This is a genomic window from Allobosea lathyri (genome assembly GCF_900108245.1).
Classification (GTDB): Bacteria; Pseudomonadota; Alphaproteobacteria; order Rhizobiales; family Beijerinckiaceae; genus Allobosea; species Allobosea lathyri.
Genome location: NZ_FNUY01000024.1, coordinates 1 through 18,198 on the forward strand (window position 1 = coordinate 1; position 18,198 = coordinate 18,198).

Here is an 18,198-nt window from a genome sequence, read left to right on the forward strand (position 1 = left end):
ATCGCTGCCGTCAAGCTCGTCTTGCCATGGTCGACGTGACCAATCGTACCAATGTTGCAATGCGGCTTCGTGCGCGCGAATTTCTCTTTGGCCATCGTAGCCTCCGTCAGTCAGGTCGTTTTCAATGTTCAGCGAATAGTTTTGTCGGTTCAGGCGTACTTGTCAGGCGTACTTGGCCTGAACCTCGGCGGCGACCGCCGAAGGCACTTGCTCGTAGTGGTCGAACTGCATCGTGTAGTTGGCACGTCCCTGGCTGAACGAGCGCAGCTGGTTGACGTAGCCGAACATGTTGGCCAGCGGCACCATCGCATTCACGACGACCGCGTTGCCGCGCATGTCCTGACCCTGGATCTGGCCACGACGCGAGTTCAGATCGCCGATGACCGAACCGGTATAGTCTTCCGGGGTCACCACCTCGACCTTCATGATCGGCTCGAGCAGCACGGAGCCGCCCTTCTGCAGACCTTCACGCAGAGCGGCACGCGAGGCGATTTCGAAGGCCAGGGCCGACGAGTCGACTTCGTGGAAGGCGCCGTCGATCAGCGTGACCTTGACGTCGACAACCGGGAAGCCGGCGATCACGCCCGATCCGATGACCGAGTTGAGGCCCTTTTCCACGCCGGGGATGTATTCCTTCGGAACCGTGCCGCCGACGACCTTCGACTCGAACTCGAAGCCCTTGCCGGTCTCGTTGGGCTCGATCACCAGCTTGACGCGGGCGAACTGGCCGGTACCGCCGGTCTGCTTCTTGTGGGTGTAGTCGACTTCGACCTTCTTGGTCAGCGTCTCGCGATAGGCCACCTGCGGCGCGCCGATATTGGCGTCCACCTTGTAGGTCCGGCGCAGGATGTCGACCTTGATGTCGAGATGCAGTTCGCCCATGCCCTTCAGGATGGTCTGGCCGCTCTCCTGGTCGGTCGAAACACGGAACGAGGGATCCTCGTTCGCGAGCTTCGCCAGAGCGAGGCCCAGCTTCTCCTGGTCGGCCTTGGACTTCGGCTCGATCGCGATCGTGATGACCGGCTCGGGGAATTCCATCCGCTCGAGGATGACCGCCTTGATCGGGTCGCACAGCGTGTCGCCGGTGCGGACATCCTTGAGGCCGGCCAGGGCGACGATGTCGCCGGCGAAAGCCTCCTTGATGTCTTCGCGGTTGTTCGCGTGCATCAGCAGCATGCGGCCGACACGCTCTTTCTTGTCGCGCGTCGAGTTGATCACGCCCTGGCCCGTCTCGACCTTGCCGGAATAGACGCGGCAGAAGGTGATCGTGCCGACGAACGGATCGTCCATGATCTTGAAGGCGAGCATGGAGAAGGGATCCTCATCCGTCGGATGACGAACGGTCTCTTCCTCGGTCTTGAAATCGATGCCCTTGATCTCGCCACGATCGACCGGCGAAGGCAGGAAGTCGACGACGGCGTCAAGAAGCGGCTGCACGCCCTTGTTCTTGAAGGCCGAACCACACAGCACCGGATGGAAGGCGCGGCGCTGCACGGCGGTACGCACGAGACGGCGCAGCGTCTCGGCATCAGGCTCGGTGCCTTCGAGATAGGCTTCCATCGCCGCATCGTCCATGTCGACGGCGGCTTCGATCAGCTTGCCACGGTATTCGACCGCCTTGTCGAGCAGGTCGGCCGGAATGTCCTTCTCTTCGAAGGACGCACCCAGCGCTTCGCCATTCCAGACGATCGCCTTCATCTTGATCAGGTCGATGACGCCGGCGAATTCCGACTCGGCACCGATCGGGATCTGCAGGCAGACGGGCTTGCCGGCGACGCGGTCGATGATGTCCTGGACGCAGCGATAGAAATCGGCGCCGGTCTTGTCCATCTTGTTGACGAACACGACGCGCGGCACGTCATACTTGTCGGCCTGGCGCCAGACGGTCTCGGTCTGGGGCTCGACGCCCTGGTTGCCGTCGAGCACGCAGACGGCACCGTCGAGCACGCGCAGCGAACGCTCGACTTCGATGGTGAAGTCGACGTGGCCGGGGGTGTCGATGATGTTCAGGCGATGCTCGCGCCAGAGGCAGGTCGTCGCGGCAGACGTGATCGTGATGCCCCGCTCCTGCTCCTGCGTCATCCAGTCCATGGTGGCGGCGCCGTCATGGACTTCGCCGATCTTGTGGGACTTGCCGGTATAGAAAAGGATGCGCTCGGTCGTCGTCGTCTTCCCGGCATCAATGTGAGCCATGATGCCGAAGTTACGATAACGGTCGATGGGATGGGAACGGGCCATTGGACTGCTCTGTCTTTCCGAAGGTGCCGCGGACGATTACCAGCGATAATGCGAGAAGGCGCGGTTGGCTTCCGCCATCCGGTGTGTGTCTTCGCGCTTCTTCACGGCGTTTCCACGGTTGCTGGCCGCATCCATCAGCTCCGAGGAGAGACGCTCGACCATTGTCTTGTCGTTGCGGCCGCGAGCGGCCGTGATCAGCCAGCGGATCGCCAGCGCCTGACGACGCTCGGTGCGAACCTCGACCGGAACCTGATAGGTGGCGCCGCCGACGCGACGCGAGCGGACTTCGATCGCCGGAGCGACGTTCTCGAGCGCGCTCTTGAAGACGGCGAGCGGATCGCTCTTCATCTTGCTCTCGATGATGTCGAAAGCGCCGTAGACGATCCGCTCGGCGGTCGACTTCTTGCCTTCGTACATGACCGAGTTCATGAACTTCGTCACGATGATATCGTGGAACTTCGGGTCAGGAATAATTTCGCGCTTTTCAGCACTATGGCGGCGGGACATCGTCTAGTCTCCGGTAAAATCTTCAAAGCTGCGAACCGGCGGAGGCTTGGCACCCGCCGGTCAGGCAGAACTCACTTAGGACGCTTGGCGCCATATTTCGAACGGCGCTGCTTGCGGTTCTTGACGCCCTGGGTATCGAGCACGCCGCGCAGGATGTGGTAGCGCACGCCGGGCAAGTCCTTGACGCGGCCGCCGCGGATCATGACGACCGAGTGTTCCTGAAGGTTGTGGCCTTCACCAGGAATGTAACCAATGACCTCGAAGCCGTTGGTCAGGCGCACCTTCGCGACCTTACGCAGAGCGGAGTTCGGCTTCTTCGGCGTCGTCGTATAGACGCGCGTGCAGACGCCACGCTTCTGCGGGCAGGACTCGAGCGCCGGAGCGGTGTTGCGCGCCTTGACGGGCGAACGCGGCTTGCGAATGAGCTGGCTGATTGTCGGCATTCTGGCCTCTCGCTCCACTGAGCGTTTGGAAATCTCTAAATCTGATGCCCAGATCGAAAGAAGCCATGTCAAAGACGAAACGGCGCCATCAGCTCCCCGCAGGGGCTTCAGGCGCGTCCGCCAGCAGAGGAACACGGATTGCTCCGCGTTCTTGCATCTTGCCATGTCGTCGATCGACGCTGGAATTCCGATGGAGTTTCGGTCGCGAAGCTCACCCGTTTCAAAACAAGGTGACAAACGTGTCCGACAGCCATCGATAGTGGCGCGCTTATGACTCGCATGCCGAGTCGCGTCAACCCCGAAATCGCATCCATGCGCGAATGCACGGTCTCAAGCTGCGAATTCATCAGTTTAGCGCAGCAAAAGCCCGCGGCTCGAACCTAGCGCCTCCCCGCAGAACGGGCAATGGCTCAAAAAGAAAGGGCCGCCCTGTGAGGCGGCCCTTTCCGATATCAGTGCGATGTCGGAGACATCACTCGGCTGCGGGCAACGCCGCCGCAACAGCCGCTGCCTTGGCGGCGGATGCCGCGGCTTTCGCCGCCGCATCGGCCTTCTGGCCGACGATGAGATCGTCACGACGGGTGGCGACCTGCTTGATGCGGGCAACCTGTGCGCCGGTGCCGGCCGGGATCAGCGAGCCGACGATGACGTTCTCCTTGAGGCCTTCCAGCGTGTCGTACTTGCCGTTGACCGCCGCTTCCGTGAGGACGCGGGTGGTTTCCTGGAACGACGCCGCCGAGATGAAGGAGCGCGTCTGCAAGCTCGCCTTGGTGATGCCGAGCAGGACCGGAACGCCGCTAGCCGGCTTCTTGCCCTCCTCCGCCATCTTGGCGTTGATCTCGCGCAGCTCGATGCGGTCGATCTGGTCGCCCGTCAGGATGTCGGTATCGCCCGACTCCGTGATCTCGACCTTCTGCAGCATCTGCCGGACGATGACCTCGATGTGCTTGTCGTTGATGCCCACGCCCTGGAGGCGATAGACCTCCTGGATCTCGTTCACCAGATAAGCCGCCAGCTCCTCGACGCCCTTGATCGCCAGGATGTCGTGCGGTGCCGGGTTGCCGTCGAGGATGTAGTCGCCCGTCTCCACGACGTCGCCGTCCTGGAGATGGATGTGCTTGCCCTTCGGGATCAGGTATTCGAGCCCTTCCGAGCCGTCATGCGGGGTCAGCGTGACGCGGCGCTTGTTCTTGTAGTCCTTGCCGAAGCCGATGACGCCCGACTTCTCGGCAATGATCGCCGCATCCTTGGGACGACGCGCCTCGAACAGCTCCGCCACCCGCGGCAGACCGCCGGTGATGTCGCGGGTCTTGGCCGAGTCGGTCGAGACACGGGCCAGCACGTCGCCTGCCTTGATATGGGCACCCGGCTCGACCGAGATGATGCCTTCCACCGGCAGGATGTAGCGGGCTTCGCCGCCACGCGCGAGCTTGGCGATCTTGCCGTCCGGACCGTGCACGGTCAGCGCCGGGCGCAGATCCGAGGTACGGGCCGAACCGCGCCAGTCGATGACGACGCGCTTGTTGATGCCCGTCGCCTCGTCGGTCGTCTCGGTGATCGACATGCCGTCGACGAGGTCCTCGAAGCCGACCGAACCGTCGACTTCCGCCAGGATCGGGCGGGAATAGGGATCCCACTCGATCAGGCGCTGGCCGCGCTTGACCTTGTCGCCCTCGTCGATACGCAGCTTCGAACCGAACTGGACGCGGTGAACCGCGCGCTCGGCCCCATCGGGCCCAACGATCACCACGGCGATGTTGCGCGCCATGGCGATGAGGTCGCCGTCCGAGTTCCGCGCAACGTTGCGGTTGCGCATCTTCACGACGCCCTCGAAGTTGGACTCCACGAAGGACTGGTCGGCGATGGTCGCCGCGCCGCCGATGTGGAAGGTACGCATGGTGAGCTGCGTGCCGGGCTCGCCGATCGACTGCGCCGCGATGACGCCGACAGCCTCGCCCATATTGACAGGCGTGCCACGGGCAAGATCGCGTCCGTAGCAGGTCGCGCAGACGCCGTTCTTCGTGGCGCAGGTCAGCACCGAACGGATCTTCACTTCCTGCACACCGGCGGCGTTGATGGCCTCGATGTGATGCTCGTCGATCATCGTGCCCTTCGGCACCAGGACCTTGCCGTCGATATCCGTCACGTCCTCAGCCGCCGAACGGCCGAGAATGCGAATGCCGAGCGAAGCGACGACCTGGCCGGCATCGATGATGGCGCGCATCTTGATGCCGCTCTCCGAGCCGCAATCGACCTCGGAGATGATGGCGTCCTGCGCCACGTCGACGAGACGACGCGTGAGATAGCCGGAGTTGGCCGTCTTGAGCGCGGTGTCGGCGAGACCCTTGCGGGCTCCGTGGGTCGAGTTGAAGTACTCGAGCACGTCGAGGCCTTCCTTGAAGTTCGAGATGATCGGCGACTCGATGATCTCGCCCGAAGGCTTGGCCATCAGGCCGCGCATCGCCGCGAGCTGCTTCATCTGGGCTGGCGAACCACGCGCTCCGGAGTGGCTCATCATGTAGATCGAGTTGATCGGCTTATCGCGACCGTTCTCGTCCTTCTTCACGGTCGAGATGCGTTCCATCATCTCCTTGGCGAGCCTGTCGGAGCACTTCGCCCAGGCGTCGACGACCTTGTTGTACTTCTCGCCCTGGGTGATCAGGCCGTCCTGGTACTGCTGCTCGTAATCCTTGGCGAGCACGCGCGTCGTATCGACGATCTCCCACTTGTTCTCGGGGATCACCATGTCGTCCTTGCCGAACGAGATGCCGGCCTTGAAGGCGTGCGTGAAGCCCAGCGACATGATGCGGTCGCAGAAGATCACCGACTCCTTCTGACCGCAGCCGCGATAGACGGCGTCGATCATCCCGGAGATTTCCTTCTTCGTCATCAGGCGGTTGCTGACGTCGAAGGTCATGTTCGGGTGCTGCGGCAGCGCTGTCGAAAGGATGACGCGGCCCGGCGTGGTGTCGTAGATCTTGGTGTAGGACTTGCCGTCCTGGCCGACGCCGGTCCAGCGGTATTTGATCTTCGAATGCAGCGTCACGACCTTCTCGTGCAGCGCGAATTCGAGCTCGCCGAAATCACCGAAGATCTTGCCCTGGCCCGGCTCGCCGTCCGAGACGATCGAGAGGTAGTACAGCCCGAGCACGATGTCCTGCGATGGCACGATGATCGGAAGACCGTTGGCCGGGTGCAGGATGTTGTTGGTCGACATCATCAGGACGCGCGCTTCCAGCTGCGCTTCCAGCGACAGCGGGACGTGCACGGCCATCTGGTCGCCGTCGAAGTCGGCGTTGAAGGCGGCGCAGACCAGCGGGTGCAGCTGGATCGCCTTGCCCTCGATCAGTGTCGGCTCGAACGCCTGGATGCCGAGACGGTGCAGCGTCGGCGCGCGGTTCAGCATCACCGGATGCTCGCGGATGACCTCGTCCAGGATGTCCCAGACCTCGGGCTTCTCCTTCTCGACCAGCTTCTTGGCCTGCTTGACCGTGGTCGAGTAGCCCTTGGCGTCGAGGCGCGCATAGATGAACGGCTTGAACAGCTCCAGCGCCATCTTCTTGGGCAGGCCGCACTGGTGCAGCTTCAGCTCGGGCCCCACGACGATGACCGAACGGCCGGAATAGTCGACGCGCTTGCCGAGCAGGTTCTGGCGGAAGCGGCCCTGCTTGCCCTTGAGCATGTCGGCGAGCGACTTCAGCGGACGCTTGTTGGCGCCCGTGATGACGCGGCCGCGACGGCCGTTGTCGAACAGCGCATCGACCGATTCCTGCAGCATCCGCTTCTCGTTGCGGATGATGATGTCGGGCGCGCGCAATTCGATCAGCCGCTTCAGGCGGTTGTTGCGGTTGATGACGCGGCGATAGAGATCGTTCAGGTCGGAGGTCGCGAAGCGGCCGCCATCGAGCGGCACCAGCGGGCGCAGATCGGGCGGGATCACCGGGATGATGGTCATGACCATCCATTCCGGCTTGTTCCCCGAAAGCTGGAACGCCTCGATGATCTTGAGACGCTTCATCAGCTTCTTGGGCTTCAGCTCGGACGTCGTCGTCGCGATCTCATGCTTGAGATCGGCGTTGATCTGGTCGAGGTCGAGCGCGCGCAGCATCTCGCGGATGGCTTCCGCGCCGATCATCGCCGTGAAGGTATCCGCGCCATACTCTTCCTGGCAGCGGACATACTCCTCCTCGGACAGGAGCTGACGATCCTTGAGAGGCGTCAGGCCCGGCTCGATGACGACATAGGATTCGAAATAGAGGACGCGCTCCAGCTCCTTGAGCGGCATATCCATCAGGAGGCCGATGCGCGAGGGCAGCGACTTCAGGAACCAGATATGGGCGACGGGAGCTGCGAGCTCGATATGGCCCATGCGCTCGCGCCGGACGCGTGCGAGCGTGACTTCGACGCCGCACTTCTCGCAGATGACGCCTTTGAACTTCATGCGCTTGTACTTGCCGCACAGGCACTCGTAGTCCTTGATCGGCCCGAAGATGCGGGCGCAGAACAGGCCGTCGCGCTCGGGCTTGAAGGTCCGGTAGTTGATGGTCTCCGGCTTTTTGATCTCGCCATAGGACCAGGACAGGATCTTCTCCGGGCTCGCGATCGAAATCTTGATCGCGTCGAAGGCCTGCTGCACCGGCTGCTGGCCGAAAAGGTTCATGACCTCTTGCTTCATCGCCTGTCTCCTGCCGCCGGTGGGGGCTGAAAACCACCCTGCCCGGCCTTTATCATCATCGGCCTGCGGCGTGAGTGCCGCAGGCATTGTCTCGTAGTCGGTACGCCCTAGAAGGACGCGCCGGGCGGCTTATTCGGCCGCTTCAGCCGGCGGCAATTCACCCGGCTTCACCTTGTTGCTGATCAGTTCGACGTTGAGGCCGAGCGAGCGCATTTCCTTGACGAGCACGTTGAAGCTCTCCGGGATGCCCGCCTCGAAGTTGTCCTCGCCGCGCACGATCGACTCGTAGACCTTGGTGCGGCCCGCGACGTCGTCCGACTTCACCGTCAGCATTTCCTGCAGCGTGTAGGCGGCGCCGTAAGCCTCGAGCGCCCAGACCTCCATCTCGCCGAAACGCTGACCACCGAACTGCGCCTTGCCGCCAAGCGGCTGCTGGGTAACGAGCGAGTACGGGCCGATCGAACGCGCATGGATCTTGTCGTCGACCAGATGGTGCAGCTTCAGCATGTAGATGTAGCCGACAGTGACCTTACGGTCGAAGGGCTCACCGGTGCGTCCGTCATAGAGCGTGGACTGGCCGGACGAGTGAAGCCCCGCCTGCTCCAGAAGACGCTCGATATCGGCCTCCTTGGCGCCGTTGAACACCGGAGTGGCCATCGGCACGCCGCGGCGCAGGTTCTGACCCATCTCGACGAGCTCGTCCTCATCCATCGAGGCGATGATCTCGTTGTCATCGTAGACGGCGTCGAACGAAGCCCTGAGCGCCTTGACGTCATGGCCCTTCTTGTAGGCGTCGAGCGCCGCGCCGATCTGCTTGCCCAGACCCGCGGCGGCCCATCCGAGATGGGTCTCCAGAATCTGACCAACGTTCATGCGGCTGGGCACACCGAGCGGGTTGAGCACGATGTCGGCATGGGTGCCGTCCTCGAGGAACGGCATGTCCTCGGCCGCAACGATGCGCGAAACCACACCCTTGTTGCCGTGACGGCCGGCCATCTTGTCGCCGGGCTGGATCTTGCGCTTCACCGCGACGAAGACCTTGACCATCTTCATCACGCCGGGCGGCAATTCGTCGCCACGCTGCAGCTTCTCGACCTTGTCGAGGAAGCGCTGCTCGAGGCGCTTCTTCGACTCGTCGTACTGCTTCCGCATCGCTTCGATTTCGGTCATCAACGGGTCGTCACCGACCGCAAACAGCCACCACTGCGAACGCGGGAACTCGGTCATGCCCTCGCGGGTGATCACCGTGTCCTTCTTGAAGCCCTTCGGTCCGGCGAGACCCGTCTTGCCGGTCAGGATCTCGGCCAGACGCGCAAAGGTGTTGCGGTCCAGGATCGCCTGCTCGTCGTCGCGGTCCTTGGCGAGACGCTCGATCTCCTCGCGCTCGATCGCCTGAGCGCGCTCGTCCTTGTCGACGCCATGGCGGTTGAACACCCGGACCTCGACGATCGTGCCCTGCACGCCCGGCGGCACCCGCAGCGAGGTGTCGCGAACGTCAGAAGCCTTCTCGCCGAAGATGGCGCGCAGCAGCTTTTCTTCCGGCGTCATCGGGCTTTCGCCCTTGGGCGTGATCTTGCCGACGAGGATGTCGCCAGCCGCCACTTCCGCGCCGATATAGACGATGCCGGCCTCATCCAGGTTCTTCAGCGCTTCTTCCGAAACATTCGGGATATCGCGCGTGATTTCCTCAGGACCCAGCTTCGTGTCGCGGGCCATGACCTCGAATTCCTCGATATGGATCGAGGTGAAGATGTCTTCCGAGACGATCTTCTCCGAGAGCAGGATCGAGTCTTCGAAGTTGTAGCCATTCCAGGGCATGAACGCGACGAGCACGTTGCGGCCGAGCGCGAGCTCGCCGAACTCGGTCGACGGGCCGTCCGCGACGATGTCACCCTTCTTGATGACGTCGCCGACGCGGACCAGCGGGCGCTGCGTGATGCAGGTCGACTGGTTGGAGCGCTGGAACTTCTGCAGGCGGTAGATGTCGACGCCAGGCTTGGTCGGGTCCATCTCGTCGGACGCGCGGATAACGATACGCGTCGCGTCGACCTGGTCGACGATGCCGCCGCGGCGGGCAGCGATCGCAGCGCCCGAGTCGCGGGCGACGACCGCTTCCATGCCGGTGCCGACGAAAGGCGCGTCGGCGCGAACCAGCGGCACCGCCTGGCGCTGCATGTTCGAGCCCATCAGAGCGCGGTTCGCGTCGTCGTTCTCAAGGAACGGGATCAGCGCCGCGGCGACCGAAACCAGCTGCTTGGGCGACACGTCCATGAAGTCGACCTTGTCGACCGGCGTGACGATGACTTCGCCGGCGCGGCGGCAGACGATCAGGTCGTCGGTGAGACGGCCTTCCTTGTCGGTCGCAGCGTTGGCCTGGGCGACGTTGTACTTCGCCTCCTCCATCGCCGAGAGATAGATGATCTCGTCGGTCTGGCGGCCGTCGCGGATGCGGCGGTAGGGGCTCTCGATGAAACCGTACTTGTTCACCCGCGCGAAGGTGGCGAGCGAGTTGATGAGACCGATATTCGGGCCTTCCGGCGTCTCGATCGGGCAGATGCGGCCATAATGCGTCGGGTGCACGTCGCGCACTTCGAAGCCGGCGCGCTCACGGGTCAGACCACCCGGGCCAAGCGCCGAAAGACGACGCTTGTGAGTGACTTCCGAGAGCGGGTTCGTCTGGTCCATGAACTGCGAAAGCTGCGACGAGCCGAAGAACTCGCGCACGGCGGCAGCCGCCGGCTTCGCGTTGATCAGGTCCTGCGGCATCACGGTGTCGATGTCGACCGAGGACATGCGCTCCTTGATGGCGCGCTCCATGCGCAGCAGACCCAGGCGATACTGGTTCTCCATCAACTCGCCGACCGAGCGCACGCGCCGGTTGCCGAGATGGTCGATGTCGTCGATCTCGCCCTTGCCGTCGCGCAGGTCGACCAGCGCCTTCACGACCGCGAAGATGTCCTCCTTGCGCAGGATGCGCACGGTGTCCTCGGCGTCGAGGTCGAGACGCATGTTCATCTTGACGCGGCCGACGGCCGAGAGGTCGTAGCGCTCCGAGTCGAAGAACAGCGACTGGAACATGTTCTCGGCGGTCTCGAGCGTCGGCGGTTCGCCGGGACGCATCACGCGGTAGATGTCGAACAGCGCCTCTTCGCGGCGCGAGTTCTTGTCCACGTTCAGCGTGTTGCGGATATAGGGGCCGACTGTGATGTGGTCGATATCCAGAACCGGGATCTCGTCGAAGCCTTCATCGGTCAGCAGCTTCAGCGACTTCTCGGTGATCTCCTCGCCGGCCTCGGCGAAGACTTCGCCGGTCGCCGGGTTCACCAGATCCTCGGCGATGTACTGGGTGTACAGATCCTCGTCCGTGGCGCGCAGGAACTTCAGGCCCTTCTCGGCCAGCTGGCGCGCGGTACGGGCGACGAGCTTCTTGCCGGCCTCGACCACGACTTCGCCGGTGTCGGCGTCGATCAGGTCGACGGTCGCCTTGAAGCCCTTCATGCGCTCGGCATCGTAGGGAACGCGCCAGCCCTTGGCGTCGCGCACATAGTTGATGTGGTCGTAGAAGCGGCTGAGGATCTCCTCGCCGTCCATGCCGAGCGCGAACAGCAGCGACGTGACCGGGATCTTACGCTTCCGGTCGATGCGGGCGTAGACGATGTCCTTGGCGTCGAACTCGATGTCGAGCCAGGAGCCACGATAGGGGATGATGCGCGCGGCGAAGAGCAGCTTGCCCGAGGAATGGGTCTTGCCCTTGTCGTGGTCGAAGAACACGCCCGGCGAACGGTGCATCTGCGAGACGATGACGCGCTCGGTGCCGTTGACGATGAAGGTGCCGTTATCCGTCATGAGCGGCATGTCGCCCATGTAGACATCCTGCTCCTTGATGTCCTTGACCGACTTCGCCTGGGTGTCGGGATCGATATCGAACACGATCAAGCGCAGCGTCACCTTGAGCGGCGCCGAGAAGGTCATGCCGCGCTGGCGGCACTCGTCGACATCGTATTTCGGCGGCTCGAAGGTGTACTTCACGAATTCGAGCAGCGAGGCGCCAGCGAAATCGCCGATCGGGAACACCGACTTGAAGACGGACTGCAGGCCTTCGTCGCCGCGGCCGCCCTTGGGCTCTTCAACCATCAGGAACTGGTCGTAGGACGCCTTCTGAACCTCGATGAGGTTCGGCATCTGCGCGACTTCCTTGAGCTTGCCGAAGAACTTGCGGACGCGCCTGCGGCCCTGGAGCGAATTGACCATGTTGTTCCTCGCGTTCTTTCGGACGGCTCACCCGGGGGTCCGGGCGCTGGCGGCACGGGCCGCCGGGTGAGCCGTTCGGCGCCTGATCGCGCCGACTTCATCTGGATAGACCGACAACGCAAAGTTGCGCTGAGGGCTCTTGCAACCTGTCCGCACCATGGGAGCGGAAACGACGCAACAGCCCCGGAGGCGGCGAACCGCCCCGGGACTGTGCTTAGCGATTAAAGTCGGACCGGCATCATGCCGGTCCTGCTCACTTGAGCTCGACCTTGGCGCCGACGGCCTCAAGCTGCTTCTTCAGCTTCTCGGCCTCGTCCTTGGTCACCGACTCCTTGACAGGCTTCGGGGCGGCCTCGACCAGGTCCTTGGCTTCCTTCAGGCCAAGACCGGTGATGGCGCGGACTTCCTTGATCACTTCGATCTTCTTGTCGCCAGCGGCGGCAAGAACGACGGTGAACTCGGTCTGCTCTTCGACAGCAGCGGCAGCGGGGCCAGCAGCCGGGCCGGCAACGGCGACGGCGGCAGCGGCGGAGACGCCCCACTTCTCTTCGAGAAGCTTGGCGAGGTCAGCGGCCTCGAGGACCGTCAGAGCGGACAGCTCGTCGACGAGCTTGGTAAGATCAGCCATGGTTAAGTTCCTACGTAAAAGAGGTTCGAACGTTGATCAGGGGTAACTGGCCTAAACTCAGGCCGCATCCTTGTCGGCATATGCCTGGAACACGCGCGCGAGCTTTGCGGCAGGCGCGGTCGAGAGCTGGGCGATCTTCGTCGCAGGGGCCTGCAGGAGGCCGAGCAACTTGGCGCGCAGTTCGTCGAGCGAGGGCATCGTGGCCAAAGCCTTGATGCCATCGGGGTTCAGGGCGGTCTTGCCCATCGCGCCGCCGAGGATGACGAGCTTGTCGTTCTCCTTGGCGAAAGCGGTGGCGACCTTCGGCGCCGCGACCGGATCGTTGGAATAAGCGATCAGGGTGGGACCCGTCAGCAGATTGCTGATGGACGCGACGTCGGTGCCTTCAAGAGCGATCTTGGCCAGCCGGTTCTTTGCGACCTTCACGGTGGCGCCATTGGCCTTCATCTCGCGACGAAGCTTCTGGAACTGGGCCACCGTCAAACCCGCATAGTGGGCCACAACGACGACCGACGTGTTCGCAAACACACCGTTCAGCGTCGCGACGGCATCATTCTTTGCCGTTCTATCCACTGGGCTCTCTCCGGTAGGCGGCAGGCCTTGAGGGGCTCGCCGCCGGTTGCACGTGTCGCTCTTAACAAACCCCGGTTGACACCGGCGCTTGATCGGAGCGACGCTCAGTGCCCTGTCCCCGCTCGTGGCTGCTAGGCCGCAAATCGGGCGAGATGGTTCGAACCGTCTTCGGGATCTCGCGATCCCGCTTGAGCTCTTGCACCGTCTATGCAGGCCTCTTGGCGAAATTATGCCCTCGGGCGAACCCTCGGAGCACCTGCAGTCTCAGACAGGACTGGGTGATTCGAACCCGAAGATCACTCTTCAAAGCTCGAAAAACCCATTCTTCGGCGGCGAACCGCCGAAAAACGCGAAACGGACCCCCTCGTGCGAAGCACGCTGGAGCCCACATCACTTATGGAAACAGGCCCGCGTCATAACGCCTTCGCCTGCTTCTGCCAAGTGGGATCTTGACTCCGCAAGATCAAGGGCAGGCATGGCCGGCTCTCAAAGCCGGCCGCCCGACCTCAGCCGCCCAGAACCGTATTGGGCTCGATCTTGACGCCCGGACCCATCGTCGACGAGATCGCGACGCGCTGGATATAGGTGCCCTTGGCGCCGGCCGGCTTCGCCTTGGCGACGGAATCGGCGAAGGCCTTGATGTTCTCGGCCAGCTTCTCGGCCGTGAACGAGACCTTGCCGACGGCGGCATGCACGATGCCGGCCTTCTCGACGCGGAACTCGACCGAGCCGCCCTTCGAGGCCGCGACGGCGCTCGTCAGGTCCATGGTCACCGTGCCGACCTTCGGGTTCGGCATCAGGCCGCGCGGGCCGAGCACCTTACCGAGACGGCCGACCAGCGGCATCATGTCCGGGGTCGCAATGCAGCGATCGAAGTCGATCGTGCCCTTGGAGACGATCTCGACCAGCTCTTCGGCACCGACGATGTCGGCTCCGGCCTTCTTGGCCTCTTCGGCCTTGGCGCCACGTGCGAACACGGCGACGCGCAGAACGCGGCCCGAACCGTTCGGCAGGTTGCAGACGCCACGGACCATCTGATCGGCATGACGGGGATCGACGCCGAGGTTCATCGCGACTTCGACGGTCTCGTCGAACTTCGCGTTGGCGCGCTCCTTGACCAGGGTGACGGCCTCGGTGAGCGGGTAAAGCTTGATACGGTCGATGCCCTCACGGGCCTTGACGACGCGCTTTCCGGTATGTGCCATGTTCGTCCCCTCAGCCCACGACTTCCAGGCCCATGGACCGGGCGGAGCCCTTGATCATGGACGAGGCGGATTCGACCGAATCGCAGTTGAGATCGGCCATCTTCTTTTCGGCGATCTCGTTGATCTGGGCGACAGTAACCTTGCCGACATTGCCGCCGCGACCGGGCGTCTTGGAACCGGCGGTCAGGCCGGCGGCCTTCTTCAGCCAGTACGAGACCGGCGGCTGCTTCATCTCGAAGGTGAAGGAACGATCCTGATACGCGGTGATGATCACCGGGATCGGCATGCCCTTTTCCATCTGCGCGGTCTTCGCATTGAAGGCCTTGCAGAATTCCATGATGTTGAGGCCGCGCTGACCCAGCGCCGGACCGATCGGCGGCGACGGATTGGCCGCGCCCGCCGGAACCTGAAGCTTCACGTAGCCCGTGATCTTCTTTGCCATGATGGCTGCTCCTGCCGTCCGCCCAGTGCCAACCGGAACGACGGCGCCCCGCCCGCGAACTGCTTTCGCTCGGGATCAGGGTGGTTGCAGAGCGTGGTGCGGCAGGGTTATCCGGTTGGCGACCGGCCGGCCTTCCACGCATGTGAGGCGCGGCCTATGGCACAGGCGTGCCGGAAAGGGAAGCCCCTTGCGTCGGTTTGGCCGCTCTGCCCCGGGGTGTCGACGCGCTCGCGCCCGGCATTGAGGCGCAGCGCCTCGCGCGCCAAGATGCGCTCTGCATTAAGAGCGCGGATCGCCGACGATCATCAAAACGCGTTGGCCGCTCATGCTATCCTCCCTGTTCGCGCCTTGGCTGGCGGTCTCGAGGCAGGATAGCGGGAGCGGCCGATTGCGGGTGTTATCCGGTTAACGCGCGGCAGGCGCGGATCAGAGCTTCTCGACCTGACCGTATTCGAGCTCGACCGGCGTGGCGCGGCCGAAGATCGACACGGCGACCTTGAGCCGTGCGCGGCTGTGGTCGACATCCTCGACAACGCCGTTGAACGAGGCGAACGGGCCGTCGGCCACCTTCACCTGCTCGCCGATCTCGAAGACCACGGTCGGCTTGGGCCGCTCGATGCCCTCGGCCACCTGGCCCTTGATCCGCATGGCCTCGGATTCGGGAATCGGCATGGGCTTGGCCTTGTCGGCGCCCAGGAAGCCCGTGACCTTCGGCGTGTTCTTGATCAGGTGATAGACTTCGTCGGTCATCTCGCACTTCACCAGCACGTAGCCGGGGAAGAATTTGCGCTCGGCATCGACCTTGCGGCCGCGGCGAACCTCGACGACCTTTTCGGTCGGGACCAGAACCTCTTCGAACTTGTCGGCGAGATTGCGCTGCGCCGCCTGATCGCGAATCGACTGCGCGACCTTGTTCTCGAAATTGGAATAAGCGTGGACGATGTACCAGCGGGTGCTCACGTCATTGGCTCCGTTCAGCGCGCGCCGAGGATGATGCCGAGCGACCAGCGGATGATCGTATCGGTGAAAAGGAAGAACAGGCTGGAGACGACCACCATGGCCAGCACGAGGCCCGTGGTGATCAATGTCTCGCGTCGCGACGGCCAGGTGACCTTGGACGCTTCGGTGCGCACATCCTGCAGGAAGCTGAAGGGATTGGTCTTCGCCATAAAGGTCACCTCGGGTTCCAATACTGCGTCGCGAGCCGTAGCCGCTGCGCCGAATCGGCCGTCCTGAAACATTCGCGGCGCGGGGCTTCTTCAAGCCGCGCGCCGTCATGAGAGCCTCTTACATCGCGGCGAGGCGTTAGCCAAGCGCCTTTTGAAACTCGGATATGCCGGGCTGGCCGCTTACGCGCGCTGCGCCGCCAATAGCAGGAAAGGCGGGCGCTGCCGCTCCTTGATCCAGTCAGGATTGGCCACGACCTGCTCCGGGCTCGGGCCCCATTCCTTCAGGCGACTCAGCGCGAAGCCCGCCTGCAACAACAGGTCGAGATAGGTCTCGATCGACCGGTGCAGCTTGACGACGCCCTTCGCCAGCCAGTCGGTGCTGCGGGGTCCCTCATCGAGATAGGCGCTGACCGGCCATGTCGGCCGCCCCGCGCCATCCTGCGCCCAGCCCGCGAGCGTCGGCGCCGTCATCATCGGATGCTCGACCGTGCAGACGAGCCTGCCGCCAGGCGCGAGCGACTGATGCACCCGTTCCAGCAGGCCCTTCAGGTCCTGGATGTAGTGGAACGCCAGAGAGCTGTAGACCAGATCGAACGCCTCGCCTTGCGGCTCGAAAGTTTCGAGGTCAGCTCTCGTATAGCCGATGGCGCTGTCATGCGTCTCCGCCACGGCGCGCGCCAGCATCCGCTCGGAAACATCGACGCCTTCGACGCTGGCAGCACCGTTCTCGCGGGCCCAGCGGCAGAACCAGCCGAATCCGCAGCCGAGATCGAGCACGCGAAGCCCGCGCATGTCCGGGAGCAGCGTTTGAATCGCCGGCCATTCGGGCGCACCGGCAAGCCCCTCGACCGAACGCGGCAGGCGGCTGTAGCCGTCGAAAAAGCCGGCATCGTCATAGATGTTCTGGGTCGTGATGCTCTGGGTCATGATGTTTGGTACAGGGCCGCTGGCATCTGTGCTGGTCGGGCGCCTTGGCACCATCGGACAGCTTGGCCGATCGAGCGGCGAGACTGGCAGGGGCGGTAGGGCTCGAACCTACGACAACCGGTTTTGGAGACCGGTACTCTACCAACTGAGCTACACCCCTGTAGTCGGCGATGCTTTGCCCCAATCGCTCCGGCTTTTCAAGTCGAAATTCAAACTCCCTGCATTGCCGGCGACAAAAAAGGGCGGTGTTTCCACCGCCCTTTCCGCAACTCAGTTCGCAACAGTGCGATCAGGCAATGATCGTAGCGACAACACCGGCTCCAACCGTGCGGCCGCCTTCGCGGATGGCGAAGCGCAGCTTCTCTTCCATCGCGATCGGCACGATCAGGTGGACTTCCATGGCGATGTTGTCGCCAGGCATCACCATCTCGGTGCCCTCGGGCAGGTGCACGACGCCGGTCACGTCCGTCGTGCGGAAGTAGAACTGCGGACGATAATTGGTGAAGAACGGGGTGTGGCGACCGCCCTCCTCCTTCGTCAGGATGTAGGCCTCGGCCTTGAACTTGGTGTGCGGCTTCACCGAACCCGGCTTGCACAGGATCTGCCCGCGCTCGACGTCTTCACGCTTCGTGCCGCGCAGCAGCGCGCCGATGTTGTCGCCAGCCTGGCCCTGGTCGAGCAGCTTGCGGAACATCTCGACGCCGGTCACCGTCGTCTTGACCGTGTCCTTCAGGCCGACGATCTCGATTTCCTCGCCGACCTTGACGATGCCGCGCTCGACGCGACCGGTCACCACCGTGCCACGGCCCGAGATCGAGAACACGTCTTCCACCGGCATCAGGAACGGCAGGTCCAGCGGACGCGCCGGCTGCGGGATGTACTCGTCGACCGTCTTCATCAGCGCCAGCACCGCGTCATGGCCGATGGTCTTGTCGCCGTTGTCCAGCGCAACCTTCGCCGAACCCTTGGTGATCGGGATGTCGTCGCCGGGGAAGTCGTACTTCGACAGAAGCTCGCGAATCTCCATCTCGACCAGCTCGAGCAACTCGGCGTCGTCGACGAGATCGACCTTGTTCATGAACACCACCAGCGCGGGAACGCCGACCTGGCGCGCCAGCAGGATGTGCTCGCGGGTCTGCG

14 protein-coding genes and 1 tRNA gene are annotated in these 18,198 nt (G+C 63.4%); all 15 read right to left on the minus strand.

The features are described from left to right. A partial coding sequence (locus C4S73_RS29135; protein ID WP_139221393.1) for a GTP-binding protein occupies positions 1–95 on the minus strand: 95 nt, incomplete at its 3' end. Positions 96–162: 67 nt separating this feature from the next. Further along, positions 163–2,238 carry an elongation factor G gene (gene fusA / locus C4S73_RS27700; RefSeq protein ID WP_103875815.1) on the minus strand — a complete coding sequence of 692 codons (2,076 nt, stop codon included), beginning with the start codon at positions 2,236–2,238 and terminating at the stop codon, positions 163–165. 36 nt (positions 2,239–2,274) lie between these two features. Next, entirely contained in the window at positions 2,275–2,745 is a 471-nt protein-coding gene (gene rpsG / locus C4S73_RS27705; protein WP_054144020.1) for a 30S ribosomal protein S7, read from the minus strand. Positions 2,746–2,816: 71 nt separating this feature from the next. After that, complete coding sequence (gene rpsL, locus C4S73_RS27710) at positions 2,817–3,188, minus strand: 30S ribosomal protein S12 (protein ID WP_038358286.1); 372 nt, start codon at positions 3,186–3,188, stop codon at positions 2,817–2,819. A 472-nt stretch (positions 3,189–3,660) separates the two neighbouring features. Continuing rightward, positions 3,661–7,863 (minus strand): DNA-directed RNA polymerase subunit beta', encoded by a 4,203-nt coding sequence (rpoC, locus tag C4S73_RS27715; RefSeq protein WP_103875816.1) that lies wholly within the window; start codon positions 7,861–7,863, stop codon positions 3,661–3,663. A gap of 129 nt (positions 7,864–7,992) precedes the next feature. Beyond that, positions 7,993–12,114, minus strand: a complete 4,122-nt coding sequence (gene rpoB / locus C4S73_RS27720) for a DNA-directed RNA polymerase subunit beta (protein ID WP_103875817.1) — start codon at positions 12,112–12,114, stop codon at positions 7,993–7,995. A 253-nt stretch (positions 12,115–12,367) separates the two neighbouring features. Then, complete coding sequence (gene rplL, locus C4S73_RS27725; RefSeq protein WP_103875818.1) at positions 12,368–12,742, minus strand: 50S ribosomal protein L7/L12; 375 nt, start codon at positions 12,740–12,742, stop codon at positions 12,368–12,370. 57 nt (positions 12,743–12,799) lie between these two features. Beyond that, positions 12,800–13,315, minus strand: coding sequence for a 50S ribosomal protein L10 (rplJ, locus tag C4S73_RS27730; protein WP_103875819.1), 516 nt, complete (start codon positions 13,313–13,315; stop codon positions 12,800–12,802). 506 nt (positions 13,316–13,821) lie between these two features. After that, entirely contained in the window at positions 13,822–14,520 is a 699-nt protein-coding gene (gene rplA / locus C4S73_RS27735) for a 50S ribosomal protein L1 (RefSeq protein WP_103875820.1), read from the minus strand. 10 nt (positions 14,521–14,530) lie between these two features. Continuing rightward, complete coding sequence (gene rplK, locus C4S73_RS27740) at positions 14,531–14,962, minus strand: 50S ribosomal protein L11 (protein WP_103875821.1); 432 nt, start codon at positions 14,960–14,962, stop codon at positions 14,531–14,533. A gap of 426 nt (positions 14,963–15,388) precedes the next feature. Beyond that, the gene (gene nusG, locus C4S73_RS27745) at positions 15,389–15,922 is read right to left on the minus strand and encodes a transcription termination/antitermination protein NusG (protein ID WP_103875822.1); all 534 of its coding nucleotides are present in this window, start codon (positions 15,920–15,922) and stop codon (positions 15,389–15,391) included. 14 nt (positions 15,923–15,936) lie between these two features. Further along, a complete protein-coding gene (gene secE, locus C4S73_RS27750; RefSeq protein WP_103875825.1) occupies positions 15,937–16,131 on the minus strand; it encodes a preprotein translocase subunit SecE in 195 nt (64 codons plus the stop codon). A 180-nt stretch (positions 16,132–16,311) separates the two neighbouring features. Beyond that, positions 16,312–17,058 (minus strand): class I SAM-dependent methyltransferase, encoded by a 747-nt coding sequence (locus C4S73_RS27755; protein ID WP_103875823.1) that lies wholly within the window; start codon positions 17,056–17,058, stop codon positions 16,312–16,314. 84 nt (positions 17,059–17,142) lie between these two features. After that, a tRNA-Trp gene (locus tag C4S73_RS27760) sits at positions 17,143–17,218 on the minus strand. Positions 17,219–17,347: 129 nt separating this feature from the next. Next, a partial coding sequence (locus tag C4S73_RS27765; protein ID WP_103875824.1) for an elongation factor Tu occupies positions 17,348–18,198 on the minus strand: 851 nt, incomplete at its 5' end.

Bases quoted from the DNA above. Each gene is read 5' to 3' on its own strand.
- fusA (WP_103875815.1), bottom strand. From the start codon at position 2,238: ATGGCCCGTTCCCATCCCATCGACCGTTATCGTAACTTCGGCATCATG.
- rpsG (WP_054144020.1), bottom strand. From the start codon at position 2,745: ATGTCCCGCCGCCATAGTGCTGAAAAGCGCGAAATTATTCCTGACCCG.
- rpsL (WP_038358286.1), bottom strand. From the start codon at position 3,188: ATGCCGACAATCAGCCAGCTCATTCGCAAGCCGCGTTCGCCCGTCAAG.
- rpoC (WP_103875816.1), bottom strand. From the start codon at position 7,863: ATGAAGCAAGAGGTCATGAACCTTTTCGGCCAGCAGCCGGTGCAGCAG.
- rpoB (WP_103875817.1), bottom strand. From the start codon at position 12,114: ATGGTCAATTCGCTCCAGGGCCGCAGGCGCGTCCGCAAGTTCTTCGGC.
- rplL (WP_103875818.1), bottom strand. From the start codon at position 12,742: ATGGCTGATCTTACCAAGCTCGTCGACGAGCTGTCCGCTCTGACGGTC.
- rplA (WP_103875820.1), bottom strand. From the start codon at position 14,520: ATGGCACATACCGGAAAGCGCGTCGTCAAGGCCCGTGAGGGCATCGAC.
- rplK (WP_103875821.1), bottom strand. From the start codon at position 14,962: ATGGCAAAGAAGATCACGGGCTACGTGAAGCTTCAGGTTCCGGCGGGC.
- secE (WP_103875825.1), bottom strand. From the start codon at position 16,131: ATGGCGAAGACCAATCCCTTCAGCTTCCTGCAGGATGTGCGCACCGAA.
- C4S73_RS27755 (WP_103875823.1), bottom strand. From the start codon at position 17,058: ATGACCCAGAGCATCACGACCCAGAACATCTATGACGATGCCGGCTTT.